This is a genomic window from Kitasatospora sp. NPDC043950 (assembly GCF_056435345.1).
This window is the reverse complement of the sequence record NZ_JBWKER010000034.1, coordinates 51,941-77,057: the sequence shown is the minus strand read 5'-3', so window position 1 is coordinate 77,057 and position 25,117 is coordinate 51,941. Positions and strand designations below refer to the sequence as shown.

Below are 25,117 nucleotides of genomic sequence, written 5' to 3'. Positions count from 1 at the left end.
GGCACCCGTTCCCGCCACCGAGTCCGGATCCACCGGACCAGTACGGCTGAAGGGGCTGGACTATCCGTTGTGCGCTTCGAGCTCGGTCGCCGGCGCCCGTTGGGTGGCCGCCCACGACGCCAGGAGCGCCAGATTGTCAGCGGTCGGTGTGCCCGCGGGTGCGGTGTAGACGTTGAGGTGCAGGCCGGGTTCGGCGGGCAGTCCCAGGGACTCGACGTCCAAGTCGAGCCGGCCCACGATCGGATGGCGCACACGCTTGCGGCCGGACCGGTGCAGCCGCACGTCCTGAGATGCCCACCGCTGCCGGAACAGCTCACTGGACGTCGACAGTTCGCCGACCAGGGCGATCAGCTCCTCGTCGTGCGGATCGCGGCCGGCTTCCATGCGCAGCTTCGCGGCCACGCCACCGGCAATGTGGTCGTAGTCGACAAAGAAATCCCTGGCCGCCTCGGGGTTCAGATAGACGAACCGCGCGGTGTTCGCGGGCCGTCGCGCGTCGGCCAGCACCGGTGAATACAGCGCGCGAGCGAGTTGGTTCGTGGCGAGCACGTCGTAACGGCCGTTACCGATCCAGGCCGGCGCACCGGAGATCGCGTCGAGCACCTGCTGCAGCGTCGAGCGCACCGTCACGGCAGGCCTGCGCCGGCGTGGGCCGCTGGGCGCCGTGGACTGGCGCGCGAGGTGGAACAGGTGGTCGCGCTCGGCCTCGTCGAGTTGCAGGGCGGAGGCCAGCGCGCCGAGTACGCCATCGGAGGCACCGGCGAGCCTGCCGCGCTCCATGCGCACGTAGTAGTCGACCGATACCCCCGCCAGTAGCGCCACCTCCTCGCGGCGCAGACCCTTGACCCGACGGTTGCCGCCGTAAGCGGGCAGGCCCGCCTGCGCGGGTGCGATGCGGGCGCGACGCGAGCTGAGGAACTCCCGGATCTCGGTGCGCAGATCCATCGCGGCCATCCCCTCACCGTAAGCCGGTCCCGCAGTCTAAGGGGTGCCCGATGCGGTCGTCGCGATGCCGCCGTCCACCGGGATGACGGTGCCCGTGAGGTAGGACCCGGCCCGGCTGGCGAGAAACACGGCGACACCCGCCATGTCGTCGTCGCGGCCGATCCGGCGCAGAGGGGCCGCGGCCGCGATCGTGTCGCCGACGGCATCGAGCGTGGACGCCGTCATCCGCGACGGGAACACTCCCGGTGCCACCGCGTTCACCGTGACGTGCTGCGGGCCCAGCTCCCTGGCAAGCACCCTGGTGAGTTGATGGAGTGCCGCTTTGCTGCTGGCGTACGAGTAGTTGGGCGACTGGGCGACGTGGATGGCGGCGATACTGCCGATGTTGATGATCCGCGCGGGATCATCGGCGGTGCCCGCCCTGCGAAGTGCGGGGAGCAGCGCCTGCACCAGCCAGAACGGCGACTTGAGGTTGAGGTCGATCACCGCGTCCCAGGCCTCGTCCGGGAACGTTGCCAGCGGCTCGCGCCACATCGCTCCCGCGTTGTTGACAAGGATGTCCAGACGTTCCGAGCCGACCTGGACAAGATCGGCGAGGCGCTGACACTCGTCGTGCCTGGACAGGTCGGCGGGGATTGCTCGAACGTCGCCGAATTCGGACAGCAGATGCTGTGCCTCCGCGCACGCGTCTGCCTTGCGCGAGCTGATGACGACGCGGGCGCCCGCCTGGAGAAGGCCGCGCGCTATCATCAGCCCGATTCCCCTGGTGCCGCCGGTGACAAGGGCGTACTTCCCACTCAGATCGAAAAGTTCCGCGTGAGTGGTGAATTGGTTGTCCGCCATTGGTCTCCGTCTGTTCTGTCGTGGAAGAATTCGCCGACACGGTCGCGCATTCGGGGCAGCTGAATTGAACCGATGGGGTTGAAGCTGCGGTGTGTGTCCATGGTGACAGGCGTTTTGAACGTCTGGGAGACCCTGGTGATACAGGTACTGTGAGAGCCCCCCTCGCCTGATGCGCTGACCCCGGCACCCGCTCCCACCGCCGAGTTCGGGGCCGTCGGGGGCATCGAGCCACCGCAGGCCGTGCCCCGCCAGGCTCGCCCACCGTCTGGGCAGAGGTGGCTCAGCGACGGCTCGTCATCCAGAGCGACACCGTCAGGCGCCGCCGCCCCGGCCCGGGTCGGCGACGCCATCGAGGGACTTCAGCTGGCGCCGAATTCGCCGGTGCGGACGGCGGTGACGAAGGTCTGCCAGGCGGCGGAGGGGAAGAGGAGGGCCGGGCCGTGGGGGTCCTTGGAGTCACGGACGGGCATGACGCTCGGGAAGCCGGGCGCGACCTCGACGCACTGACCCCCGTCGGAGCTGTGGGAGGACTTGACCCAGTGGGCAGAGGACAGATCGGGGCGGAAGCTCATGGTGCCAGTTCCTTCCGGATGCTCTGATCACGGCCAGGGACTCGGCCCTGGGCGGCGCGTCTACCTGAAGACGATCGTATCTCCTGCGCCACGTCACGACAGTGGCCCGATCGCGTTCGAGGAAACCCCGGTGCAGTGTCTCGGTGTACCCGAACTGGGCGTTGTCCCCGACGGTCAGCAGCGTGACGGCCGAGCGGAACGACCGGTGGACCCCCATGGTGAAGGGGACGACCTGCACCAGGACGTTCGGCAGTCCTTCCGCCAGGTCTTCGAGCCGCTGGAGCTGTTCCGCCATGACGGCGGGGCCACCGAGTCGCCACCGAAGAGCACTCTCGTCGAGGGCGACGAAGACCAGGGGCGAGGGTGTGCGTTCCAGGAACTTCTGCCGGGCCATGTCGGATTCGACACCCTGGAGTTGAGCGTCGCCGTCCCGCCCGTCACGCTTGCCGAGGCCCTTCCGCTGGCCGCCGAGCACACCGCCTTCTGCCCCGACCTCGTCTTCCAGGGCGCCGGCACTCTGGCCGCCTACGCCGAACGCCTCGTCGCCTCCCACCAGTGGTCGTTCTGGTGGGACTGACCCGGCACCCGTTCCCGCTGCCGAGTTCGGGGCCGACGAACCCCGTCGGCCTGCAAACGTCAGGCGACGTCAGCTGGTGCCGAATTCGCCGGTGCGGACGGCGGTGACGAACGCCTGCCAGGCGGCGGAGGGGAAGAGGAGGACCGGGCCGTCGGGGTCCTTGGAATCGCGGACGGGCTGCACATCGGTGAAGCCGTTGGCGACCTCCACGCACGTGCCGCCGCTACCGCTGTATGAGCTCTTCCTCCAGCCGGTGTCAGTCAGGTCGACATCCATTCAAAGTCCCTCCGTACCGCGCGGATCATGGCCACCGAGTCGGCCTGGCTCATGGCTTCGACTACGAGCCGATCGTAGTCGTCGGCCAGCGCAGCAATCGTCTCAGTATCTCGATCGATGTAGCCTCGCTGCTCGATCTCGCCGTAAGAGAGCATTTTGCGTCCTGGCATGGTAAGGAGGTGCACCAGGCGCGTGAACGGCCTGTCCTCGCCTAGCGAGTACGGGGCCACCTGGATGATGATGTTGGGCTGCTTGGCGAGATGTTCGAGGTGGATCAGCTGCTCGATCATGGTGTCGCGGCCGCCAATGGGCCGCCTGAGGCAGCTCTCGTCCATCACCGCGTGCAGAAGTGGTGGCGAAGTGCGGGCGTGGATGTTTTGTCGGGCGAGCAGGAATTCGATTCGCTCCTGGGCCTGTTCTGGTGTGACGGTTCCTCGTCGGAGATTGCCCTGCTCCCAAGCGGTTGCGTATGCCCGGGTCTGTAGCAGTCCTGGAATCACGTTGATTTCGAAGAGCTTGATCTTCTCTGCGCGGGCCTCGTAGTTCGCGTACTCGGGGAAGCCCGGCACCAAAGCTGTGTGGCGGAGCTGCCAGTACATCAGCAGCAGGGTCCCGCCCGTCTGCAGGATCTCATCGGCCTTGGTAGCAAACTTCTCACTCGGCGGGCGCTGCGCAAGTTCGACGAACGAGACGTAGGACGGGTGGACACCGATCCTGCGCGCGAGCTGTTCCTGCTTGAGGCCCATCGCCATGCGTGACCTGCGGAGTTGGATCCCGAAGGCGGCCCACGGGGATGACTTCGGGTCAATTTCCTTGATGTTCACCATGGCTGCTCCAACTCTCAGTGCTACCGAGGTCAAGTCGTCTACCGCTTCCGATGCTAGGTGATGTCGGGCCACCATGTGTACGGAACGTGAAACGCTGATTGCGGAAGGTTATTTCCATGGCCGATACCCAGGTTCCCCGCCTCCATGGCTACGGCGTGCGCTGGGACACCGGGGCCCGCCTCTACCGGGTCCGCAACGAGGTCACCCGGGAGTGGCTGCGTCAACCGGACGGTGAGCTCGGCGGGTTCGGCTCCTTCTCCGAGGCCTGGAGTGCCTGGCGCGTCTTCGAGGTCCACAAGCGGCCGGGGGAGTGAGCGTGTCCTCGATGCTCTCCCGCGTGACCGCCGACCAGCGGCGCCAGGCGGCCGACGTCCTGGACGACCTGACGGCCGTCCTCGCCCTGAGTGGCGTCACGTTGCCGTCCATCGAGGTGGATTGGGAGCACGGCCGCAGGACCGGCTGCTACCTGATCAGCCTGGGCTGCGCCCGCCCGTTCGAACTCCTGCGGGTCGTGGACCTGTTGCGCAAGGGCCTGCGCTACGAGCGCCTGACGCGTGACGGCTGAACTCCTGGTCCGCCTGCTGTGGTGGGCGGGCTTCTCCCTCGTACTCCTCGCCGCCCTCAGGAAGTGAACCGCCCGATGCAAGACCCCCGCCTGCTCGCCAAGCCGCCCGTGTGCCGGCTCGGCTGCCTCGTCCTCGTGCGCAACCCGCGCGGCGACGTCCTGCTCGTCGACCCGGACTACATGGACGGCCTCCTCCTCCCCGGCGGCGCCGCCCAGCCCAACGAGCCCCCCAACCTCGCCGCCGCCCGCCACCTCCACGCCGAGACCGGCCTCAACCTGCGCCTCGCCGACGTCCTGGCCGTCGACTTCACCCCGGCCGACCGCCACCTGGAGCGCCTCAACCTGGTCTTCGACGGCGGCACCGTGCGCGACGACGTCCGCCTGACCGTCCCGCCGCAGCACCGCAGCGGCCTGTTCGGCGCCCGCTTCGTCCCCGTCCGCCGGCTCCCCGACGTCATGGCGCCCTCCCAAGCCGCCCGCGTCAGCGAGGCGTTGGCGGGCCGCGCGCTGCCCGTCCTCCTCCACGGACAGCGCGCGACCTGATCGGCACCGCCGGGTTGGGGTCGGCGCCCACATCGGCCCAGTCGGTGACGCGTTGGGCGCTTCGGCAGCGAGAAGGGGCGGGCGCCAGGCGCCCGCCCCTTCTCGTTCAGCTGCGGTCAGCTCCAGAGGTTGGCCGGCTGGTCGGTGATGGCGGTCCAGAAGCGGGTGCCGGCGGGCAGGGTGCCGTTGGCCCACAGGCCCCAGCCGTTGGCGTCGTGGAACTCGGCCATCCGGAAGCCGGTGCCGAAGTAGCCGGCGCAGAGCTGGTCGGCGGCGGCCCGGCTGGTGAGCTGGCTGCCGGAGGTGGGGATGGTGGCCTTCACCTCGCCGCCGGCCCAGCTGTGGTAGCCGCTGGTGGGCACGCCGGCGGGGGCGGGGCGGCCGTCCTGCTTGAGGCACAGTACGGGCAGCTGCGCGGTGGCGGGGGTGTCGCCGCTGTACGCGTTGCTGCTGTTGTCGTTGCCGACGTGCACGACGTTGTCGGCGCGCTGCTCAAGGGTGGCCCAGGTCATGCCGTTGTGGGTGGCGACGCCGCCGAACAGGGCCTCGTAGGTGTTGCGGGCGATGTCCCACTCCTGGTAACCGCCCTGGTTGCAGTCGAACATGTAGAGCCGCCAGCCGCCGCCGATCCGGTGCTCGGTGTTGTCGAGGCACTGGGAGGTGGAGATGTTCTGCAGCCGGATCCCGAGCAGGCCGTAGCGCGGCGTGCTGTCGGCCGCGGTCCACGGCGTGACCCGCCACATCTGCGAGGTGTCGTTGGCGTAGCACTGGACGCCGGAGGGGGTGCTGTCGACGGTCAGGCAGGAGCGCTGGTCGGCGGCGTTGTTGACGGTGTAGACGCTCGGCAGGCCCGGGACGGGCTTGAACACCCACTGGCCCGGGTTGTCGGACGGCGCGCAGGGGTGCAGACCCTGTCCGCCCTATATCGCGCCGTTGGGACAGCGCTCGGACTTCTGGTTGAACAGGACCGTCGAGGGGGTGTCGGCCGAGGCCGAGCCGCCCGGGACCAGCACCAGGCCGGTCAGGGCGAGCGCGATGCCGAGGACGATACGCCGGACTAGCGAACGCACAGTGCTCTCCAAGGAGGGGAGACGACGAGGGGCGGCGGCCGGTCCGGAGGGCCCCCGGGCCACCCGGTCCGTCCGCCGCGGTCAGCTTGTCAGCGCGCGATCAATCGCCGGTATCCCAGTTTCCTGGGGGTCGTTCGACACCCGACTGGTCAGGGGCGCGGCCAGGGGCGCCCGTCGAGGTGCTCGATGTCGGTGTTGAAGCGGCGCAGGTAGGCGGCGAAGGTGGTGACGTCCTGGGCGGACCAGCCGGCCATCACCCGGTCCAGGGCCTCCACGTGGGCCTCGCGCTCCTCGTCGAGGCGGCGGTCGCCCTCGTCGGTGAGGCGGAACTTGCGGGCCATCCCGCCGTCGGGGTCGGCGATCCGCTCGACCAGGCCGGCCCGGGTCATGGCGGCGGTCTGCCGGTTGAGGGTGGAGGCGTCGAGGTTGAAGGCCTCGCTCAGCTCGCCGATGGACATCGGGCCCTGGATGCGGATGCGGCTGAGCAGGATGTACGCGCTGCGCTCCAGGGTGCTGCCGCGCGGGCGGGCGGCGGACTGGCTCAGGTAGTGGTGGCGGCCGAGCACCATGTACTCGAACTCGACCAGGTCCGTACGTTCGCCCATGCCGTCGTCCTTCGCCCTTCACCCTCATCGCCGCACCGCTGACCTGCGGGTTTCGCGGGCCTTGTCCAGTATGGCAAAGGGGTGTGACGGCGTGACCCGGCCATGTAGTGTGCTCGATGCACATAATATGCACGATACACATTCCGTTTCCGAGGAGCCCGCCATGGACGGCCCCCAGCCCGGCGGCACGACCGCCCCGACCGCCGGCACCGCCCCGACCGCCGGCACCACCCCCACCACCGGCATCGTCGCCACCCTCGCCTTCACCGGCACCGTGGCCGCGATCATGCAGACCCTGGTCACCCCGCTGATCGGCGAACTGCCCCGACTGCTGCACACCGCGCCGTCCAACGCCTCCTGGGCGATCACCGCGACCCTGCTCGCCGGCGCCGTCTTCGTCCCGATCAGCGGACGCCTGGGCGACCTGCTGGGCAAACGCCGCATGCTCCTGGCCTGCTGCGTACCGCTGTTCATCGGATCGGTCCTGTGCGCCCTCGCCTCCGCGGCCGTACCGATGATCATCGGCCGCGGCCTCCAGGGCATGGGCATGGGCGTCGTCCCGCTCGGCATCAGCCTGCTGCGCGAAGTCCTGCCGCCCGAACGCCTCGGCTCCGCCATCGCCCTGGTCAGCGCCTCGATGGGGATCGGCGGCGGCCTCGGCCTGCCGATCGCCGCCGCCGTCGCCCAGTACGCCAGCTGGCGGGCCCTGTTCTGGGGCGCCGCCGCCCTCACCCTCGTCGTCGCCGCGATGATCCGCTTCCTCGTCCCCGCCCCCGCCCGGCGCCCCGCCGGCGGCCGCTTCGACCCCGTCGGCGCGGCCGGCCTGGGCGCCGGACTGGTCTGCCTCCTGCTGCCCGTCTCCAAGGGCGCCGACTGGGGCTGGACCGACCCCCTCACCCTCGGCCTGTTCGCCGCCGCCGCCGTCCTGCTCCTCGCCTGGGGCCGGTGGGAACTGCGCTGCCCCGAACCGCTGGTGGACCTGCGGGTCACGGCCCGCCCCCGGGTCCTGCTGACCAACGCCGCATCCGTCCTGGTCGGCTTCGGCATGTACGCGCAGGCGCTGATCATCCCCCAGCTGCTCCAACTCCCCGAGGCCACCGGCTACGGCCTGGGCCGGTCGATGCTGGCCATGGGCCTGTGGATGGCGCCCTCCGGCCTGATGATGATGGCCGTCTCACCACTGGGCGCACGCCTGTCGGCCGCGCGCGGCCCCAAGTTCACCCTGGTCGCCGGCTCCCTCGCGATCGCCGCCGGATACGGACTCTCGATGGTGCTCATCGGCTCCACCTGGGGCGTCCTGGTCGTGACACTGGTGTGCAACAGCGGCGTCGGCCTGGCCTACGGCGCGATGCCCGCACTGATCATGAGCGCCGTGCCGCTGTCCGAGACGGCGTCCGCGAACAGCTTCAACACCTTGATGCGCTCGCTCGGCACCTCCGTCTCCGCCGCCGTGGTCGGCGTGGTCCTCGCCCAGCTGACCACCACCCTCGGCGGCCACACCCTGCCCTCGGAGAGCGGCTTCAGGGTCGGCCTGCTGATCGGCTGCGGCGTGGCCCTGGCCGCCGCCGCGGTCGCCGCCACCATCCCCGCCCCGCCCGCCGGGGCTGCACCCGCCACTACCCACCCGGCACCCGCCGCCAAGGACACCGCCACGACCTGACCACCCAACCCGCCACGACCTGACCACCCGCCACGACCTGACCACCCGCCAGCCCGCCCCCGGCACCCGCCGGGGGCAGCCGCGCTACGTACCCCCTACCGATCCGCGACGGATTCGCCCCCACCACCCCCACCCGTACCGTCGGAGACCACGGACACCGGACCAACCCCCAGGAGAACAGCGATGACCGCCTACGCGATGGCCCAGGTCCACTCGGTCGAGTTCGGCCCCGACATCGTCGAGTACCTCCAGCGCATCGACGCCACCCTGGACCCCTTCGACGGCCGCTTCCTCATCCACGGCGACCGGATCGAGACCGTCGAAGGCACCTGGGGACAGGACCTCATCCTCATCGAGTTCCCCGACCACCAACGCCTGCGCGCCTGGTACGACTCGCCCGCCTACCAGGAGATCCTCCCGCTGCGCACCCGCCACATGGCCGCCGACGTGGTCTTCGCCCGGGGCGTGCCCGCCGGCTACCGCGGCGCCGACGCCCTCAAGCACTGACCGGCCCGGGGGCTCAACGCCCCTGCGCCCGCTCGCGCCACCACCGCACCGTCGCCTCCACCTGCTCCTCCGGCGCGGTCGCGCGCACCGCGAAGGCGGCCTCGTAGGCGGAGGAGTCCACCACGAACGGGCGGTCGAACTGGTAACGGACCTCGCGCAGTTCACGCAGCAGCGGGGAGAACAGCCCCGCCGCGCCCAGCAGCGCCTGCGGGAGCCGGCGCACCGCGACCGGTCCGACGCCCGCCTGCGCGGCCAGCCGCTCCACCATCGCGCGCACCGGCAGCGCGGGGGCCGTCGGCACGTGCCAGGCCCGCCCCCAGGCCCGCTCCTCGCCCGCGACCTCGGCCAACGCCCGCGCCACGTCCGGCAGGTACGTCCAGCTGTGCGGCGCGTCCGGGTCGCCGAGCACCGCGATGTTCCGGCCCTTCAGCAGGCCCGGCATCACCCGCGAGGCCAGGTGCCCGCCGTCCGTCACCCCGGGGCCGAAGAAGTCCGAGGCCCGCACCTCGACCGCCCGGATCCGCCCGGCCCCGTGCAGCGCCCGCGCCTGCTCCCACGCCGCCGCCCGCACCCGCCCCTTGGGACCGGCCGCGGCCAGCGGCAGGTCCTCGGTCATCGGGCCGCGCACCGGCCCGTAGCCGTAGAGGTTGCCGAGCATGACCAGCACCGCCCCGGTGGCCTCGGCCGCCGCGCACAGCGAGGAGGCCAGCGCCGGCCACCGCGCCGCCCACTGCGGCAGCGGCGGCGCCGCGCAGCCGTAGATCGCCGCTGCGCCGCGTGCGGCCTCCGCCAGCCGCGCGCGATCGCCCGCGTCCAGCGCCACGTGCTCGATGCCGGGCACCGGGGCCCCGCCCCGCGCGGGGCTCCCCGTCCTGGTGACGACCCGTACGGCGTGCCCCTGCCCGGCCAGCAGGCGGGCGGTGGCGGCCCCGGCGGGCCCGTATCCGACAACCACGTGGAAGCTCATCCGCCCCACCCTAGGGTCTGGGGCTGCGGGTGCCGCGGGTGCTGCGAGGGTGCGGTGCGGGCGACGGCAAATACTTGGTATGGCAACCGTAAAAGACGATCTATGCTGGCGGGCGTTCACAATCTCTCCGCACAACGCAAGGTACTGAATGAAGCTGCCCCGGGTGTCCGCCGTCGTCGCGGCCGCCGTCCTGGCCCCCACCGTCCTCTTCCCGTCGATGGCCTCCGCCGCCGACAACCCCCAGCCGGCCGGTGTCTCCGGACCTGACACCGCGTCCAAGGGTGCCGAGGACCAGGGGACGGGCCAGGAGGAGCACGACCGCGCCGAGGTGCGGCGCATCCTCGCCGACAAGGAGAGCGGCCCGGGCGTGCGCGAGGCTGCCCAGAAGGCGCTGAACGGCACCGCCGCCGACCTGCGGCACTTCCTGGACGTCGAGCTCCACGACCAGCGCGTGATCGACAACCGGGTGAAGGCCTACCAGGTCCTCGCCGTTGGTGGGCCGGCCGTCAAGAAGGCCGCCACGGCCGCCCTGCGGGGCGGCACCGCCGAGGACGTCGCGAAGTTCCTCAAGGAGGGCCAGTTCACGGCCCGTGCCGAGGACGAGGACCGCGCCAAGGTGCAGGGCATCCTCGACGACAAGGAGACCGGCCCGGCTGTGCACGCGGCGGGGGAGAAGGCCCTCGCGGGCACCGCCGCCGACGTGCGGCACTTCCTGGACGTCGAGCTCGGCGAGCGGCGTCAGACCGACAACCGGCTGAAGGTCGCCCGGATCTTCGACGGCGCCGGGCCGGCACTGAAGAAGGCCGCCGGGAAGGCGATATCCGGCAGCAACGAGGAAATCCTGGCCTTCCTCAAGGAGGGCCAGTTCATCGCCCGCGCCGAGGACGAGGACCGCGCCAAGGTGCAGGGCATCCTCGACGACAAGGAGACCGGCCCGGGCGTGCGCGAGGCGGGGGAGAAGGCCCTCGCGGGTACCGCCGCCGACGTGCGGCACTTCCTGGAGGTCGAGCTCCGCAAGCAGCGGGCCGACGACAACCGGGTGAAGCTCGCCCAGATCATGGCGGTCGGCGGGCGGGCCGTGTGCGAGGCCGCCAGCCGGGCGCTGGACGGCGGTACCGACGAGGACGTCGTGAAGTTCTTGAAGGAAGGCCAGTTCACGGCCCGTGCCGAGGACGAGGCCCGTGCGAAGGTGCAGGGCATCCTGGACGACAAGGAGACCGGCCCGGGCGTGCGCGAGGCGGGGGAGAAGGCCCTCGCGGGCACCGCCGCCGACGTGCGGCACTTCCTGGACGTCGAGCTTCCCAAGCAGCGGGCCGACGACAACCGGGTGAAGCTCGCCCAGATCATGGCGGCCGGTGGGCGGGCCGTGCGCGAGGCCGCCAGCCGGGCGCTGGACGGCGGCACCGACGAGGACGTCGTGAAGTTCCTGAAGGAGGGCCAGTTCACGGCCCGTGCCGAGGACGAGGCCGCCGCGAACAAGCCGGCCCCGCAGCCGGCCCGGCCCGCCGAGCAGCCGCAGACCGCCACCGGCGCCCAGTCGGCCGTCCAGCCCGCCGCCCTGACCACCACGACGGGCACGACCACGGGCACGACCGCGGCGGGCACCACCGCCGGGACGGCCACGGCCACCACGGGCACCACCACGGTCACCACCCGCCCCGGCCAGCTCGCCGCCACCGGCACCGAGGGCCTCGGCTGGGAGGCCGGCGGCGCCGCCGCCGCCCTGGCCGCGGGTGCTGCGCTCGTCGTCGCCTCCCGCCGCCGCTCCACCGAGAGCTGACGCCCCCGAGCGTCCCCGGCCGCCCACGCGTCCGGGGACGCCCGGACGTCCGGGGACGCACGTTCAGCCGCGGGGGCTGCGCTCGGCGATCGCCCGGGCGAGGTCCGCGTGCCAGCGGGCCGCGTTGCTGCCGTCCAGCTGGCCCGCGAAGGCGCGCCGCGCGGCCTGCACCAGCTCGGCCGAAGCGTGCGGGTACGCCTCCCAGGCCGCCCAGAGCGCGTTCTCGGTGTCCTCGTCCAGGCCCGTGCAGGTGAGCGGTCCGGTCCCGGACAGGGTCTGGGCCAGCACCGCCTCGAAGACCCGCCGCAGCCGCTCGTCGTCGTCGCGCCCGCGGGCGGGGCGCTCAGCCACCATCGCCGCCGCCACCACCGCCGCCGCCATCGCCATCGTCGCCGCTGTCACCGCCGCTCAGGCTCCGGTTCCGGCGCCGGCTGCGCGAGGAGCGGCGCAGCAGGGACCCCGAGGCGAGCGTCACGGACGCCACGGCGCGCACCCAGCGGGGGCCGCCGCGTTCGGCCCACACCACGCACACGCACCCGCCGACCACGATCACCAGGACACCGACCAGCACGGTACCGACCACGTCTCACCCCTCTCCCGTCCATCCCGTTTCCGGGCCGATCCTCTCAAGCCGAGCCCCCCGCCCGCGCCCCCGACCCGCCCGAAACCGGGCCGATCCGCCATACAAGTGGACACCAGGCCTGTCCTACAGGGAAGTTGGCGCCGCGCGGGATCCGCTCGACCCGCGCCCCGACCCACCCCCCTGACCTGCGCCCCGCCCCTGCGCCGAGTGCGGTGGCGAGCCCGCCGTGTGCCAGGATGCCGACACCGATCCCCTCGACCGGAGACCTTTCTTGACGATTCGCCGCACCACCGCCCTGGCCGCCGCCGCGACCGTGCTCTCCCTCACCGCGCTGACGGGCTGCAACGACGACGCCGCCCCCTCGGCGGCCCAGACCCCCGCCGCCCCGCCGTCCGCTCCGGCATCGGCATCGGCCCCGGCGTCCGCCCCGGCGTCGGCGTCGGCATCGGCATCGGCCCCGGCGTCCGCACCTGCCTCGGCCCCGGCCGAGGCGCCCGCCGGCGGGGTGATCGACCCCGAGCAGGCCCTCGCCCAGGCCGCCCGCACGCCCTACGCGGCCTCCCAGGACTTCCGCACCGAGGGCGGCCCGCTGGTCGCGACCACCACCGGCCGGATCAACCTCAACGGCAAGGTACGCACCGGCCGCCTCACCGAGTCCCTCGGCGCCGGCGGCGATTCGGCGGGCGACCCGGTCGTCGTCACCGAGGACGCGGCGTACATCAAGTCCGGCAGCGGCTGGCGCAAGTCCCCCCTCGCCGACCGGATCGCCGACTACCACGGCTACGCGAAGGCCCTGCTGGCGCTCGGCCCCGCCGCCCGCAAGGGCATGGAGGAGCAGAACGGCGCGCCCGCCTTCCACCTGTCCGGCACGCTCGGCGTGGAGCAGATGCGCGCCGTGGACGCCGAGCGCTACCTCAACCTCAAGCGCATGGGGGTGGCGTCCTTCCAGCTCGACCAGTGGATCGACGCCCAGGGCCGCACCGTGCGCTTCGACCAGCGCGTCGAGATCAGGGGCACCCCGACGCGCACCTACGGCACCTTCCGCGACTTCGGCCCCGTCGAGCCGGTCCCCGCCCCCAACTGACCACCCGAGCAAAGGAGTCCGCCATGGCCAAGGGCCTGTTCGCGACCCTGCACACCACCCTGGGCCCGATCCGGCTGGAGCTGTTCCAGTTCCACGCGCCGAAGACGGTCCGCAACTTCGTCGAACTCGCCGAGGGCACCCGGGAGTACACCGACCCGCGCACCGGCGGGCCCGGCAGCGGCCCGTACTACGACGGCACGCTCTTCCACCGCGTGGTGGCCGGCTTCATGGTCCAGGGCGGCGACCCCACCGGCAGCGGCACCGGCGGCCCGGGCTACGCCTTCGCCGACGAGTTCCACCCCGAACTGCACTTCACCAGGCCCTACCTGCTCGCCATGGCCAATTCCGGCCCGGGCACCAACGGCTCGCAGTTCTTCATCACCGTCGGCACGCCCGCCCACCTGAACCGTCGGCACACCATCTTCGGCCAGGTCGCCGACGCCGACTCCCGGGCCGTCGTCGACGCCCTCGCGGCCGTCCCCACGGACGGCGAGCGCCCCGTGGAGGACGTCGTGATCACCGAGGTCACCGTCGAGCGGCTCTGACGCCTGCCCCGGCAGTCCGGCAGTCCGGCAGTCCGGTAGTCCGGCAGTACGGTAGTCCGGCAGCCCTGCGCCCGTCGTCCGGCGGTGTCACAGCCAGCCGCGGTCGTCGGCGGTGCGCAGGGCCTCGGTGCGGTTGCGGCTGGCGGTCTTGGCGATGGCGGAGGAGAAGTAGTTGCGCACCGTGCCCTCCGAGAGGTAGAGCTTGCCGGCGATCTCGGCGACGCCGGCCCCGGAGCGGGAGGCGTTCAGCACGTCGCGTTCCCGGGCGGTGAGCGGGGAGGCGCCGGCCGCCAGGGTGGCCGCGGCCAGTTCCGGGTCCACCACGCGTTCGCCCGCCGCGACCCGGCGGATGGCGTCGGCGAGCACTTCGGCCGGCGCGTCCTTGACGACGAAGCCGACCGCGCCCGCTTCCATCGCCCGGCGCAGGTAGCCGGCGCGTCCGAAGGTGGTGAGGATGACGACCCGGCAGTCGGGCACCTGCTGGGCCAGGACGGCGGCGGCGGCCAGGCCGTCGAGGCCGGGCATCTCGATGTCCAGGAGGGCCACGTGGGGCCGGTGTTCGCGGGCCGCGTCGACGACGTGGTCGCCGCGTCCGACGGCGGCGACCACCTCGAAGTCGTCCTCCAGGTCGAGCAGGGCGCACAGCGCGGTGCGGACCAGTTCCTGGTCCTCGGCGAGCAGCAGGCGGATCGTCATGTCGTCCCTTTCCGGGCGGGGGCGCGCCCGTGGCGGGCGCTCGGCGGGACGGTGACCAGCAGCCGCCACCCGCGCGGGCTCAGCGGGCCGGCTTCGACGGTACCGCCGGCCGCCGCGACCCGTTCCCGCAGCCCTCTCAGGCCCTTCCCGACCCCGCTGCCCTCGCCGGTCCCGCCGGTTCTGCCGTCCGCGCCCGTCCCGTCGTCGCGGATCTCCACGGAGGAGCCGGTGACGGTGACGGTGCAGCGGTCGGCCCGGGCGTGCCGGACCACGTTGGTCAGGCCCTCGCGCACCACCCAGCCGAACAGTTCCCCGTCCCGCGTGGCGACGGGGTCGGTGGACGTCGGCAGGTCGGCTACCACCCCGGCGGCGCGCAGCAGTTCGCGTCCGCGCGCGAGTTCGCCGGCCAGCGTGACGTCGCGGTAGCCGGTGACCGCGGCCCGGACGTCGGCCAGCGCCTGCCGGGACAGCGACTCCACCGCGGCCATCTCCGCCAGCGACTGGTCGAGGTCCTTGGCGGCGAGGCGCTGGGCCAGGCGGGACTTGACGGTGATCGCCGTGAGCGAGTGCCCGAGCAGGTCGTGCAGGTCGCGCGCGATCCGGTTGCGTTCGGCCTCCGAGGCCAGCCGCGCCACCTCGGCCCGGGCGGCCACCAGGGCCTGGTTGGTGGTGGCGATCTCCGCGAACGCCCCCGTGGTGAGCACGGTGAACAGCAGGGCCAGCGCCTGGAAGGCGCCGGGCCCGGCGTGCCAGGCGGGCACCGCCCACGGCACCAGCAGGGCGGCCAGGGTGGCGGTGACGGTCACCAGGGTGGCGTGGCGGCGCCGCAGCACGGCGACGAAGGAGACGACGACGATGGCGAGGTAGAACGCGTTCTCGTGGGCGAACGGCAGCGCGGCCAGGAACAGCGCGCTCATCACCGCCAGCAGCAGGAACACCTGTCGCCGCCGGCGGTGGATCATCGCGGTGGCGGTGAGGACGAAGCAGAGGCAGAACGCGCCGACGACCGCGTACCCGGCGACCAGGGCCGCCCCGGACACGTTGCCGCTCACGGCGACGGCGGTCAGGCACGGGTAGACCAGCATCCCGGCGCTCAGCATGATCCGCCGCCAGCCCTGCACCCACCGCTGCGGGGCGCGCTCCCCTGTGGCGCGCTCCGCGGCGGCGTGCCCGGGGAGGGTCGCCTGCGTGTCCTCGTCCACCCTCGCCCGCCTCACGTCGCATCGGATCGCGCGAACAGGGTACGCAGGTGGCGTCCGTTGATCACGGCGGCCACCCCCGCCAGCACCAGCCCGCACAGGGCCTGCTCGGCCTTCATCCAGAACGGGAAGGTCCCCGGTACGCAGATGATCACGACGATCGCGGCGATCATGACGGCCGAGATGATCCGCAGCCGCCGGTACGCCGCGTACGATCCGCGGGCGGCCCGGGTGGTGAACAGGTACGTGACCACGGCGCTGGCCACGACGAGGGTGCCGCGGATCCACACGGCCGGGTTCACCAGGTCGGGGTGGTTGCGCAGGACGTAGGCGGCCGCCAGGGTGACGACGCTCAGGCCCAGGTAGGCGGACACCAGCCGCCTGACGGTGCGGAAGGCCCGAACGGTGTCGGGGTGGTTCACGTCGGTGGAGGTCATGCCCCCATGCTGTCCGCGCCGCGCCCCCGCCCGGCAGTGTGCTGCCGCACCGGCCGACCGTGACAATTGTCAGCAGGTCAGGGCAGGTCAGGGTTGGGGGGAGGGGAGGGCCGGGGAAGGGCCGGGGGAAAACGGGGCCGCCGCCCGGCGGGGCCGGGCGGCGGCTGGCTGTCGGTCGTGCGGTGGGGCTCAGGTGCAGCTGGTGAAGGTGGGGCTGGTGTTGGCGATGTAGAGGGTGGCGCCGCCGCTGGGGTCGGAGGTGAGCGGGACGGTGACGGTGTCCTCGGCGGTCCACGGGAAGCCGCGGGCGTCGAACGTCCAGTTGCCGGTGACCTTGCGGGCGAGCTCGGCCAGCGTCACCCAGCCGTACTGCTGGGGCGGGACGTTGACGGTGACGGCGTTGTTGACGGTGGTCGAGCCCTGCCAGACGTTGCTGTAGTTGACGGCGGTCTTGACCGCGGTGGTGAAGACGCCGCCGGGCGCGCCGCCGGAGATCTCCGCCCCGATCTCCCCGCCGAGGGTGCTGGACCAGCCGGTCATGTTGGTGACCGCGAAGTTCTGCTGGGCGGCGCTGCTGGTGTTGTTGAACCAGATCGAGGAGACGCAGATCTTGGGCAGCGGCGCCGCGGGGGCCTCGCTCTTGACGGCCCAGGAGCAGGAGGAGACGTCCTTCTGGCACTGCTTGGCGGCGTGGTCGACGGCGAGGCTGCGGGCGGCCTGCGGGAAGCCGGTGGACCACTGCTGGTTGGCGGTGCCGTTGCAGGTGTACTGGTCGGTCCAGGCGTCGTCGTACTGGGCGCCGAGCAGCAGGTCCAGGCAGGTGTTGTCGCCCAGGTGGCGGATCATGAACGCGTCGGCGGCCCCGGCGACCGGCTGCAGGAACCACCGCTGGCTGGCCTGCCCGGCGCAGGTCTGCTGGCGCAGGGCCGGGGTGAAGAAGGCCAGGTCGATGCACTTGCCGGTGTCGTTGTTGACGATGGTGAAGGAGAAGTCGGAGGGGTCGACGCTCAGCCGCCAGGACTGGTGGTAGCCGGGCGCCGAGTTGGTGACGATGTAGGCGCCGTCGCCCATGGTGCCGTTCTGGACGTCGAGTTGGCGCCCGTTGCTGAGGGACTTGATGGTCAGACACTGCTGCGGGGAGGCGCAGGCGGCGGCCGGCGCCGTGGCGGCGTGGGCCCGCGCGGTCGCGAACGGGGAGGCGGTGAAGCCCAGGGCGGCGCAACAGGCCACCAGGACGGCCGCGATCAGGCGCAGCCAGGGAGCCGGTCGGCTCGGGGTCGTGGCGGAGAGCACGGGGTCGGGTCCTTTCGTCGGGAACGGGGAGAGGGAGAGGGGAGAGAAGTCGGAAAGAAGGGGAGGGCGGGCCGGTCAGGCGGCGGCGAAGGCCGCTTCCAGGCGCGGGACGTAGTCCACGAGGTCCTGCGCCCAGCAGCCCGCGCTGTGGCCGCCGTTGCAGGCGGTGCCCCAGCCGGCGCCGTTGCCGTAGTCGACGTAGTGGTAGCGGTAACCGAGGGCGTCCAGGCGGTCCTTGAGGCGCTTGGCGGTGCCCTCGGCCCAGAACTCCATGTCGGAGGCGCTGCCGTTGCCGTTGCCGGTGTAGACCGCGATGCCGGTGTCGGCGAGCGCGCCCACGCGGGAGACCGGGTCCGCGGCGTTCCAGCGCCAGTCGGCGTTGAACACCGGGTACGGCGAGCCGAAGATCGCGTCGCTGGAGACCGTGGGGCCGAAGTCGAGGCCGCAGGGCTTGCCGTCGCTGGGCCCGCACAGCACGGTGCCGGCGTTGGTCAGGGTGGCGACCACGGCCCCGCGGATGATCATCTCGTTCACGGAGAGGTCGTTCGCGCCGGACATGGTGAGGACCTGGCCGAACAGCTGGGGCCGGTCCTGCGCGTAGTGCAGCGCGCCGAAGCCGCCCATCGACAGGCCGCCGACGGCCCGGCTCCTGCGGCCCGTCAGGGTGCGCAGGTTGGCGTCGATGAACGGGACGACCTGGTCGAGGTGGAAGGTCTCCCAGTTCTGCGCCCCGGCGGCGGTGTTCTGGTCGAGCCAGTCGGTGTACCAGCCGCGCAGGCCGCCGTCCGGGATGACGGTGATCATCGACTGCGCGGCGGTGAGGGCGGGGTAGGCCAGGGCCGGGTCGCTCGGGTTGTCCGAGGCGCCGTGCAGGAAGTACAGGACCGGGTAGCGCTTGGCCGGGCTGGCCGCGTAGTCGGCGGGCAGCAGGATCCGGATGGTGTGCTCCCCGGCGACCTGGGGTGTGGTGACGGTGAGCACGAAGTTGGTGGCGCTGCCGGTGGGGGCGCCGACCTGGGTGAGCCCGAAGCCGTCCTTCATCGGCGGTGGGGCGGGGGCCTCGGCGGGCGCGGCGGGCGCGGCGGGCACGCCCAGCAGCAGGAGGCAGGCGGCCAGGGCGGCGACGGCCGTCCTGGCGTGCCGGAGCCGGGCGCGCGGGGGCCGTACGGGCGGGCGCCGGGCGGGCTGGGCTGGTGTCATGGGTCGTCCTTGGCCGTGAGGGTGCCGCTGTTCCCGGGGGGAACCGCTGGAACTGTCTGAGCACCGACAACTCTTGCGAGATCACCTCGCGGTCCGCCAGAGCGCCCTGCGGCGCACCTGGGCCACTGGCGCATGTGCGCCACCGGCGTGGGTAGCCTCCGACGGCCCGTCCGGGCGACACCGGCACAACGACAAGCCGACAAACCGACGAGCGGACGGGCCGACACAACGGCACAGCGCCGAGCTGACGAGCCGATACACCGACACACCGATACACCGATACACCGACACGATGACGGGGGACGTCGTGCACGACGTGCTGGATCCAGACTCCGAACGCGGCCGGATCTACCGCTGCCTGGTCGGCCGTCCGCAGGCGCGGGCGGCGGAGCTGGCGGCCGGGGTCGGCCTCGGCGAGGGCGTCGTCCTGGCCGTGCTCAGGGAACTCGCCGACGAGGGAGTCGTCGTGGCCTGCAACGGTGAGGGCCCGCGCGGCGACGGCCCGCGCGACGACCGTCACCGCGACGACGGTCACCGCGACGACGGTCACCGCGACGACGTTCACCGCGACCGCGCCTGGGAGGCGCTGCCGCCCGGCCGGGTGGTCGAGGCGGTGCTGCAGAGCGACGCCGTCCGGCAGGCCGCGGCGCGCCGGGCCGGGGCGGAACTGGAACGCCTCTACCGCTTCGCCCGGCGCGACGCCGGCACCTACGGCGCCCTGGAGGTGGTCGAGGACGCCGCCCAGGTACTGGCGGCCAGCCGGCGACTCCAGCTGGCCGCCCGCCACCAGGTGCGGGTCATCGATGTGCCGCCCTACTCCGGCAGTTCGGCCTACTACCTCGACCAGGAGGTGCTGCAGCGCCAGCGGATGGCCGCCGGGGTCGTCTACCGCTCGATCTACCACGGCTGCGCCTTCGACGACCCGGTCGCGGGCCCCAACATGGCGCGCATGATGGAGGCGGGGGAGCAGGCCCGCACGCTGGACGATCCGCCGCTCAAGCTGGCCCTGGGCGACGACGACCTGGCGATCGTCACGCTGGCGGCCGACGGGCGCCCGGGCGTCGTCTCGCTGCTGATCCGGCCCTCGGGCCTGCTGCGGGCGCTGGCCGCGGTGTTCGAGACGCTCTGGCGGCTGGCCGTCCCGGCGTCGGTGTCCGCCGCCGACCTGCAGATCGGCGAGCGGGACCGCCGCATCCTGACCCTGATGGCCAGCGGTGCCACGGACGACGCCATCGCCCGGCGGCTGGGGCTGGGGCGGCGCACGGTGGTGCGCCGGGTCTCGGCGCTGCTGGCCCAGCTGGGGGCCACCACGCGTTTCCAGGCGGGCGTGCAGGCGGCCCGGCGCGGTTGGCTGTGAGCCGTCCGTGCCGGGCCGGACCCCTGGGGGGTGGGGGTCAGGGAAAGGCGGTCAGCAGGTGCCCGCCGCGCGGTCGCGCACGACCAGGTCGGTGCGGCCGGGGGTGGAGTCCAGCCAGACCACCCGGGTGCCCTGGTCGGCGGCGGGCTGGTCCTGGCCGCCCCGGTCGCAGGAGAGGCGCTGCGGGGTGCCGCCGCCGGTCGGCAGCTGCCAGAGCTTGGGCAGTGCGGCGTTGGTCCAGCCGCCGGCGGGCTTGGTGCCCTCGACCTTGTAGGTGACGGCCTGGTCGGAGGCGGTGAGGCTGCCGCCGCGCGTCGGGGCGTTCGGCGAGTCGGCGGCCAGCACCTCGGTCACGCCGGAGCCGTCCAGGGCGCCGGAGCGGATGGAGGCGCGGGCGGTCGCGCCGTCGGGGGTGTCCAGCCACAGCAGCCGTCCGCCGGCGAGCCGGGCGGAGGAGGCGGTGCTCGCGGCGGCGCCGGGAGCGGCGTGCGCGGTGTACTGCGCGGTGACCTTGCCGGCGGCGATCGAGTAGACGGTCGGCGCGGTGACGTACTGCTGTCCGTCCTGCCAGGACTCGGTCCAGGCGAGGTAGCCGTCCTTGAGGGTGAGGTCGTCCGGGTGGTGCCCGTCGGCCAGCGGCAGTTCGACCGCGGGGGCCCCGTCGTGGGACAGCCGGATGCTGGTGCGGTGGGTGGTGAAGTCGTTCACGGTGAAGGCGATGTCGCCGCCGGAGACCTGGGGGCTGCCGGGCTCCGTCCCGTCGGCGAGGAACAGGCTGCGGACCGGGCCGGCGCCGGACAGCGGTGCGGCCAGCAGTTCGCGGCTGTGGTTCTGGGCGGTGGTGCCGATGGCCTTCCACACGGCGGTGGTGCCGTCGGTGGCGGGCCAGCTGTGGTAGCGGCCGTCGTCGGGGCTGAGCCGGACGGGGGCGCCGCGCCCGGTGGTGGAGCCGGTGTACAGCGCGGTGGTGTCGGGGCGGGTGCCGCCCGTGCCCTTGACCGGGTCGGGGGCGGGGGCCATCGCCACCCAGTGCCCGCCGCCGGCGGCCGGGGGCGCCATCGAGTAGGAGAGGTTGCGCGCCAGCGTGCGGCTGTCCATGCCGATCCGGCTCTCCCAGCCGGGCTTGATCCCGTGCGCGTCGAACGCGGCTGCCACGGTGCGCAGTTGGGCGTGGCTGAGGCCGAGGTCGCGGCCGGCCGCCAGGGCCGCGTTGCGCCCGGTCACGAAGTCGTCGAGCGGGGTGAGGTAGGCGGTGAGCGCCCGGTAGACCACCCGGTCGGCGGTGAGCGGGTCGAGGGTGCGCCGGACGTCCCACAGGGCGCCGCTGAAGATGGTGGCGTTGAGGTGCTGTCCGCCGTTGTCGACCGTGCCGCCGAGGTAGTCGTCCACGGTGGTGCGGTGGTCGTCCATCCGGCGGTCCGCGCAGGCCTGCGGGGTGCCGGTGCGGCACTTGCTCTCGCCGAGCAGCGCGGCCGCCGGGTCGTTCATGGACATGCCGCGGGCGGTGACCTCGATGGCGTTGCCGAAGTAGTCGGCGATGCCCTCGTTCATCGCGCCGGCCTGGCCCATGCCGGCCAGGTCGGCGGTGTTCGATATGACGCCGTGGGTCATCTCGTGCCCGGCGATGTCGAGGGCGGCGGAGAACGGGTAGTAGTTGGGGCCCCCGCTGCCGTAGACCATCTTCTTCCCGTCCCAGTACGCGTTGGCGTAGGGGGCGCCGTCCTGGGTCACGTTGACGACGGAGGTGATCGCGCCGCCCTTGCCGTCCAGGCCGTTGCGGCCGAACCGGTCGTGGTAGAAGTCGTACACGATACCGGCGTTGACGCTGGCGTCGGTGGCGCCGCTGGTGCCGGCGGAGGCCGGGAAGTCCGGGCCGGGGGAGTGGGCCGGGGGGAGGTCGGCGGGGATGCCGCCGCCGAAGTCCATCTCGTCCCGGCCGCCCGCGTCGTAGGTGGTGATGGCGGCGGGCCGGGTGAGGTCGGTGAGCTGGTAACTGCCGTCCGGCAGGCGGGCGATGTTCACCTTGGCGGAGTTGCCGTGGGCGTCCGGCGCGGTCCCGGTGGCGGGTTCGAGGCCGGCCGCGGCGCTCCCGTCGGCGGCGCTCCCGGCATTGCCGCCCGTCGGGAGCGGGGCGCGGGTGTCGTAGGCGAGGGCGACCACGCCGACGGTGGCGTCCACGAAGACCTCGCGGGCCGCCGGCGCCCCGGTCGCCGGGTCGGCGGCGTGCACGGTGAAGCGCTGGGCGAGCCGGCCGGCGCCGTCCGGCAGGACGACCAGGCCGTGGTCCTCGGCGGTGGCCGCGGCCCGGGCCTTCGGGTCCTGGACGGAGCCGAGCGCCAGATCCCGCAGGGCGGCGGCCGGGACGGTGGCGGTGGTCGGCACGGTCAGGCCGGTGAAGTACTTGCCGCCGACCGACTCGACGCGCTGCCCGGCGCCCTCGCCCGTCAGATGCACCAGGTACTGCGCGCCGAACACGGGCACGCCGTCGTGGCGCTGCTCGAACCTGACGGTGCGCCGGCCGTCGGCGGTGCTCTCGGATCCGACCTCGGCCAGCTCGCCGGGGTCGACGTGGTAGCGGTCGGCGTGGGCCGCGAGGTGGGCGCGGGCGGCGTCGGCGGGGCTGCCGACGGCCGGCTCGGCCAGGCCGGTGACCAGCTGTGGGGCGGCGGTGTCCTGACCGGCCACCAGGGAGGGCACCGGGTCGGGGGTGGCCGCGGGCCCGGCCAGGGCGGGCGGCGCGGCCAGGGCCAGCGCCACCACGGCGGTGGCGCCGATGCCGAGTGCTGTGGACGTGCGGGAACGACGGGGCACGGAGGTCCTCTCGCAGGGCCGAACGGTGGTCGCGGCGGGCCGGCCGCGCCGGACCACCGCGACGATCACGATAAGTCATCCAACGTCATATGTCGATAGACTTTCTATGTGCCCTCGGAGGGCCGGAACCCGACTCCCGCAACCGGCCCCGCAACCGGCCCGGAAACCCCAACCCGCCCCGCCCGGCGAGCGATTCGTTCAAGACGCCACCACACCCCCCGGCCGACACTGACCCGCATGACCGATCGCGCCTTCACCCCCGCCGCCGGCCGCCTCGGCCCCGTACGCCTCTACGACCCCATCGTCTCCCTCACCCGCGAACGCCTGTGGCGCAGCCTGCTCGCCATGCACGTGGCCCCCCGCCCCGACGACGTGATCCTCGACGTCGGCTGCGGCACCGGCTCACTGGCCGTCCTCCTCGGCCGCGTCGAACCCCGCGCCCGCGTCATCGGCGTCGACCCCGACCCCACCACCCTCGAAGTGGCCCGCCGCAAGGCCGCCGCCGCCGGAGTGACCCCCGAATGGCACATCGGCATGGGCGACGCCGTCGCCGACCTCGTGGGCGCCGAAACGGCCGACACCGTCGTCTCCAGCCTCGTCCTCCACCAGTGCCCCATCCCCATGAAACAGGCCGTCCTCGCCTCCATGCACACGGCGCTGCGCCCCGGCGGCAAGCTCGTCATCGCCGACTTCGGACGCCAGCGCACGGCCGCCATGCGCCTGGCGTTCCGCATCGTGCAACTGGCGGACGGCAAGGAGGACACCCAGCCCAACGCCGACGGCATCCTGCCCCGGCTGATCACCGAGGCCGGCTTCCACGGCGTGCGCGAGACCGAGACCGTCTCCACGCTCACCGGCTCGCTGTCGTTCTACGTCGCCCGCCGCGCGTAGGCCGCCCGTCGGGTTCCCCGTGCGACCGGTGACCACGGGTACGCCGGCGGGCTCGCGCCTCCTGCTCAGCCGGGCGTCGTGTACTTCACCCGCTCCTGGAGCGGGGTCAAACGCTCCGTCAGCCGGCGTGTCTCGATGCTCTCCACGCGGTCGGGCGGTTCGTCCTCGTCCCCGGCCCAGCACATGTAGATGTCGACCGTCCCGTGCGGGAGGGCCGCGGACACCAGCGCCGCCAGGAATTCCCGGGAGTGCTTCTGAGCGAGGAACTCCTCGCGCTCCTCGTCCCGCATCGCGTCGACGAGCGCCATCGCGTCGGCCGTGTCGGTGAACCCCTCCCACTCGAACCGGGAGCTGTTGAATCCGCAGCCGCAGCCCTCGTGCGAGCCGACGTAGGTCACGTGCGGTGAAGTGAAGCGGGCTCGAACGGGCGCGTCGGCGGCGATCTCGCGAACCCCGCAGTAGCAGGTCCCGAGCTGGGGACCGGCGGTGCAGGGGATTGGCAGCACGGGCTGTTCGGTTCCGATCCACACCATCAGACACATGCGGACGAGGCTACGCCGGGCCCGAGGCGCCCGCCCGGCCCGAGGCGCGCAGCACCGGGAGCACCGCGGACGGCGTCAGCCCCGTCATCTCCCGCATCTGCCGGCTGAAGTGCGCCTGGTCCGCGAAGCCGCCCGCCAGCGCCGCCTCGGCGAGCGTGCGCCCCTCGCCCAGCGCGTCGGCGGCGCGGGCCAGCCGCCGCCAGATCCGCCAGCGCGCCAGCGGCACCCCCAACTGCCGCCGCGCCAGCGCCCGCAGGCGCTGCGGCGACAGCCCCACCCGCGCCGCCAGCCCCGGCAGCGCGACCCGGTGGTCCGTCAGCGCCTCCATCGCCGCCCACAGCCGCACGTCCACCTCGGCCGACGGCAGCACCCCGGACGGACACAGGTCCTCCTCCACCAGGTCCCGCCACTGGGGTGCCACGGTGACACCGTCACCGCACCCCGCCCGCAGCCGGTCCGCGAACGCGCAGTGCGGATCGACGAAGAACGCCGACACCTCCCGGACCGGCGCCATCCGGTGCCACACCATCGGCGCCACCACCACCGCCGCACCCCGGTGGCGGACCCCGGCCCCGTCCACGATCGTCACCTCGCCGCCCGCCGCCGCGACGGCAACCTGGAACGCGGCGTGCCGATGTGACGTACTGTCCGCCAACGGCCCCCGGTACAGCGCGTACCCCGCGCCCACCACGAAGCGCCGCCCGATCCCCTCCCGCTGCCCCATCCGCCCGATGCTGCCAGA

At 73.0% G+C, this 25,117-nt stretch carries 30 protein-coding genes and 1 pseudogene; 11 read left to right on the top strand and 20 right to left on the bottom strand.

Annotation, left to right across the window (positions count from 1 at the left end; translation table 11 throughout):
* Nucleotides 1–60: 60 nt before the first annotated feature.
* From AC07BF_RS22990 to AC07BF_RS22975, 4 genes and pseudogenes are all read right to left on the bottom strand, one after another.
* Entirely contained in the window at nt 61–954 is an 894-nt protein-coding gene (locus AC07BF_RS22990) for a helix-turn-helix transcriptional regulator (RefSeq protein ID WP_400810355.1), read from the bottom strand.
* A gap of 27 nt (nt 955–981) precedes the next feature.
* On the bottom strand, nt 982–1,788 hold the full coding sequence (locus AC07BF_RS22985; RefSeq protein ID WP_363586804.1) for an SDR family oxidoreductase: 807 nt from the start codon (nt 1,786–1,788) through the stop codon (nt 982–984).
* A gap of 359 nt (nt 1,789–2,147) precedes the next feature.
* On the bottom strand, nt 2,148–2,360 hold the full coding sequence (locus tag AC07BF_RS22980; protein WP_363586805.1) for a DUF397 domain-containing protein: 213 nt from the start codon (nt 2,358–2,360) through the stop codon (nt 2,148–2,150).
* Nucleotides 2,361–2,442: 82 nt separating this feature from the next.
* Nucleotides 2,443–2,754, bottom strand: a pseudogene (locus tag AC07BF_RS22975) (Scr1 family TA system antitoxin-like transcriptional regulator); the annotation flags it as partial.
* Here AC07BF_RS22975 and AC07BF_RS22970 point away from each other — a divergent pair.
* On the top strand, nt 2,638–2,937 hold the full coding sequence (locus tag AC07BF_RS22970) for a DUF4253 domain-containing protein (protein ID WP_478333867.1): 300 nt from the start codon (nt 2,638–2,640) through the stop codon (nt 2,935–2,937). The pseudogene AC07BF_RS22975 and the gene AC07BF_RS22970 overlap by 117 nt on opposite strands.
* Before the next feature lie 69 nt (nt 2,938–3,006).
* On the opposite strand, the gene AC07BF_RS22965 is transcribed toward AC07BF_RS22970, so the two are convergent.
* Both AC07BF_RS22965 and AC07BF_RS22960 read right to left on the bottom strand, forming a co-directional pair.
* The gene (locus AC07BF_RS22965; protein ID WP_363586806.1) at nt 3,007–3,213 is read right to left on the bottom strand and encodes a DUF397 domain-containing protein; all 207 of its coding nucleotides are present in this window, start codon (nt 3,211–3,213) and stop codon (nt 3,007–3,009) included.
* On the bottom strand, nt 3,198–4,040 hold the full coding sequence (locus AC07BF_RS22960) for a helix-turn-helix domain-containing protein (RefSeq protein ID WP_363586807.1): 843 nt from the start codon (nt 4,038–4,040) through the stop codon (nt 3,198–3,200). The genes AC07BF_RS22965 and AC07BF_RS22960 overlap by 16 nt, the downstream gene beginning before the upstream one ends.
* 116 nt (nt 4,041–4,156) lie before the next feature.
* Here AC07BF_RS22960 and AC07BF_RS22955 point away from each other — a divergent pair, with 116 nt between their 5' ends.
* The 3 genes from AC07BF_RS22955 (at nt 4,157) to AC07BF_RS22945 (ending at nt 5,148) form a co-directional block, all read left to right on the top strand.
* Complete coding sequence (locus AC07BF_RS22955; RefSeq protein WP_363630959.1) at nt 4,157–4,354, top strand: hypothetical protein; 198 nt, start codon at nt 4,157–4,159, stop codon at nt 4,352–4,354.
* Nucleotides 4,355–4,365: 11 nt separating this feature from the next.
* The gene (locus AC07BF_RS22950; protein WP_363586809.1) at nt 4,366–4,605 is read left to right on the top strand and encodes a hypothetical protein; all 240 of its coding nucleotides are present in this window, start codon (nt 4,366–4,368) and stop codon (nt 4,603–4,605) included.
* A gap of 75 nt (nt 4,606–4,680) precedes the next feature.
* The gene (locus tag AC07BF_RS22945; protein ID WP_363586810.1) at nt 4,681–5,148 is read left to right on the top strand and encodes an NUDIX domain-containing protein; all 468 of its coding nucleotides are present in this window, start codon (nt 4,681–4,683) and stop codon (nt 5,146–5,148) included.
* A gap of 116 nt (nt 5,149–5,264) precedes the next feature.
* Here AC07BF_RS22945 and AC07BF_RS22940 read toward each other — a convergent pair whose 3' ends face one another.
* The 3 genes from AC07BF_RS22940 to AC07BF_RS22930 all read right to left on the bottom strand — a co-directional run bounded on the left by AC07BF_RS22940 (nt 5,265) and on the right by AC07BF_RS22930 (nt 6,823).
* Complete coding sequence (locus AC07BF_RS22940) at nt 5,265–6,017, bottom strand: hypothetical protein (protein ID WP_478333861.1); 753 nt, start codon at nt 6,015–6,017, stop codon at nt 5,265–5,267.
* A gap of 51 nt (nt 6,018–6,068) precedes the next feature.
* Nucleotides 6,069–6,218, bottom strand: coding sequence for a hypothetical protein (locus AC07BF_RS22935; RefSeq protein WP_363586813.1), 150 nt, complete (start codon nt 6,216–6,218; stop codon nt 6,069–6,071).
* A gap of 149 nt (nt 6,219–6,367) precedes the next feature.
* Nucleotides 6,368–6,823 carry a MarR family winged helix-turn-helix transcriptional regulator gene (locus tag AC07BF_RS22930; RefSeq protein WP_363586814.1) on the bottom strand — a complete coding sequence of 152 codons (456 nt, stop codon included), beginning with the start codon at nt 6,821–6,823 and terminating at the stop codon, nt 6,368–6,370.
* Between the two features lie 163 nt (nt 6,824–6,986).
* Here AC07BF_RS22930 and AC07BF_RS22925 point away from each other — a divergent pair, with 163 nt between their 5' ends.
* Complete coding sequence (locus AC07BF_RS22925; RefSeq protein WP_363586815.1) at nt 6,987–8,483, top strand: MFS transporter; 1,497 nt, start codon at nt 6,987–6,989, stop codon at nt 8,481–8,483.
* Nucleotides 8,484–8,666: 183 nt separating this feature from the next.
* Entirely contained in the window at nt 8,667–8,990 is a 324-nt protein-coding gene (locus AC07BF_RS22920) for a DUF1330 domain-containing protein (RefSeq protein ID WP_363586816.1), read from the top strand.
* A gap of 13 nt (nt 8,991–9,003) precedes the next feature.
* On the opposite strand, the gene AC07BF_RS22915 is transcribed toward AC07BF_RS22920, so the two are convergent.
* Complete coding sequence (locus tag AC07BF_RS22915) at nt 9,004–9,957, bottom strand: NAD-dependent epimerase/dehydratase family protein (RefSeq protein WP_478317875.1); 954 nt, start codon at nt 9,955–9,957, stop codon at nt 9,004–9,006.
* A 148-nt stretch (nt 9,958–10,105) separates the two neighbouring features.
* On the opposite strand from AC07BF_RS22915, the gene AC07BF_RS22910 reads away from it, so the two are divergent.
* A complete protein-coding gene (locus AC07BF_RS22910; protein WP_478317876.1) occupies nt 10,106–11,737 on the top strand; it encodes an ALF repeat-containing protein in 1,632 nt (543 codons plus the stop codon).
* Nucleotides 11,738–11,800: 63 nt separating this feature from the next.
* On the opposite strand, the gene AC07BF_RS22905 is transcribed toward AC07BF_RS22910, so the two are convergent.
* Both AC07BF_RS22905 and AC07BF_RS22900 read right to left on the bottom strand, forming a co-directional pair.
* Nucleotides 11,801–12,139, bottom strand: coding sequence for a hypothetical protein (locus AC07BF_RS22905; RefSeq protein WP_478317877.1), 339 nt, complete (start codon nt 12,137–12,139; stop codon nt 11,801–11,803).
* Nucleotides 12,081–12,320 carry a hypothetical protein gene (locus tag AC07BF_RS22900; RefSeq protein WP_478317878.1) on the bottom strand — a complete coding sequence of 80 codons (240 nt, stop codon included), beginning with the start codon at nt 12,318–12,320 and terminating at the stop codon, nt 12,081–12,083. Before AC07BF_RS22900 ends, AC07BF_RS22905 begins: the two co-directional genes overlap by 59 nt.
* A gap of 271 nt (nt 12,321–12,591) precedes the next feature.
* Here AC07BF_RS22900 and AC07BF_RS22895 point away from each other — a divergent pair, with 271 nt between their 5' ends.
* Both AC07BF_RS22895 and AC07BF_RS22890 read left to right on the top strand, forming a co-directional pair.
* Nucleotides 12,592–13,404 carry a hypothetical protein gene (locus AC07BF_RS22895; RefSeq protein WP_402449942.1) on the top strand — a complete coding sequence of 271 codons (813 nt, stop codon included), beginning with the start codon at nt 12,592–12,594 and terminating at the stop codon, nt 13,402–13,404.
* A gap of 23 nt (nt 13,405–13,427) precedes the next feature.
* Nucleotides 13,428–13,949, top strand: a complete 522-nt coding sequence (locus AC07BF_RS22890; RefSeq protein WP_363586821.1) for a peptidylprolyl isomerase — start codon at nt 13,428–13,430, stop codon at nt 13,947–13,949.
* Between the two features lie 87 nt (nt 13,950–14,036).
* On the opposite strand, the gene AC07BF_RS22885 is transcribed toward AC07BF_RS22890, so the two are convergent.
* The 5 genes from AC07BF_RS22885 to AC07BF_RS22865 form a co-directional block, all read right to left on the bottom strand.
* Nucleotides 14,037–14,645: a response regulator transcription factor gene (locus AC07BF_RS22885; RefSeq protein ID WP_478317879.1), complete on the bottom strand. Its 609-nt coding sequence runs from the start codon at nt 14,643–14,645 to the stop codon at nt 14,037–14,039.
* A complete protein-coding gene (locus AC07BF_RS22880) occupies nt 14,642–15,847 on the bottom strand; it encodes a sensor histidine kinase (RefSeq protein ID WP_478333860.1) in 1,206 nt (401 codons plus the stop codon). The genes AC07BF_RS22885 and AC07BF_RS22880 overlap by 4 nt, the downstream gene beginning before the upstream one ends.
* Before the next feature lie 11 nt (nt 15,848–15,858).
* A complete protein-coding gene (locus AC07BF_RS22875; protein WP_478333859.1) occupies nt 15,859–16,281 on the bottom strand; it encodes a hypothetical protein in 423 nt (140 codons plus the stop codon).
* Between the two features lie 189 nt (nt 16,282–16,470).
* The gene (locus tag AC07BF_RS22870; RefSeq protein ID WP_478333858.1) at nt 16,471–17,574 is read right to left on the bottom strand and encodes an RICIN domain-containing protein; all 1,104 of its coding nucleotides are present in this window, start codon (nt 17,572–17,574) and stop codon (nt 16,471–16,473) included.
* Nucleotides 17,575–17,649: 75 nt separating this feature from the next.
* The gene (locus AC07BF_RS22865; protein ID WP_363586826.1) at nt 17,650–18,774 is read right to left on the bottom strand and encodes an alpha/beta hydrolase; all 1,125 of its coding nucleotides are present in this window, start codon (nt 18,772–18,774) and stop codon (nt 17,650–17,652) included.
* 292 nt (nt 18,775–19,066) lie between these two features.
* Between AC07BF_RS22865 and AC07BF_RS22860 the strand changes: the two genes are divergently transcribed.
* Nucleotides 19,067–20,131 (top strand): helix-turn-helix transcriptional regulator, encoded by a 1,065-nt coding sequence (locus tag AC07BF_RS22860; RefSeq protein WP_478333857.1) that lies wholly within the window; start codon nt 19,067–19,069, stop codon nt 20,129–20,131.
* A 51-nt stretch (nt 20,132–20,182) separates the two neighbouring features.
* On the opposite strand, the gene AC07BF_RS22855 is transcribed toward AC07BF_RS22860, so the two are convergent.
* On the bottom strand, nt 20,183–22,942 hold the full coding sequence (locus tag AC07BF_RS22855; protein ID WP_478333856.1) for a M4 family metallopeptidase: 2,760 nt from the start codon (nt 22,940–22,942) through the stop codon (nt 20,183–20,185).
* A gap of 237 nt (nt 22,943–23,179) precedes the next feature.
* Between AC07BF_RS22855 and AC07BF_RS22850 the strand changes: the two genes are divergently transcribed.
* Nucleotides 23,180–23,833 (top strand): class I SAM-dependent methyltransferase, encoded by a 654-nt coding sequence (locus AC07BF_RS22850; RefSeq protein WP_063352855.1) that lies wholly within the window; start codon nt 23,180–23,182, stop codon nt 23,831–23,833.
* 65 nt (nt 23,834–23,898) lie between these two features.
* On the opposite strand, the gene AC07BF_RS22845 is transcribed toward AC07BF_RS22850, so the two are convergent.
* Complete coding sequence (locus tag AC07BF_RS22845) at nt 23,899–24,375, bottom strand: hypothetical protein (protein WP_363630978.1); 477 nt, start codon at nt 24,373–24,375, stop codon at nt 23,899–23,901.
* 10 nt (nt 24,376–24,385) lie between these two features.
* Complete coding sequence (locus tag AC07BF_RS22840) at nt 24,386–25,099, bottom strand: AraC family transcriptional regulator (RefSeq protein WP_363586830.1); 714 nt, start codon at nt 25,097–25,099, stop codon at nt 24,386–24,388.
* Nucleotides 25,100–25,117: the final 18 nt, after the last annotated feature.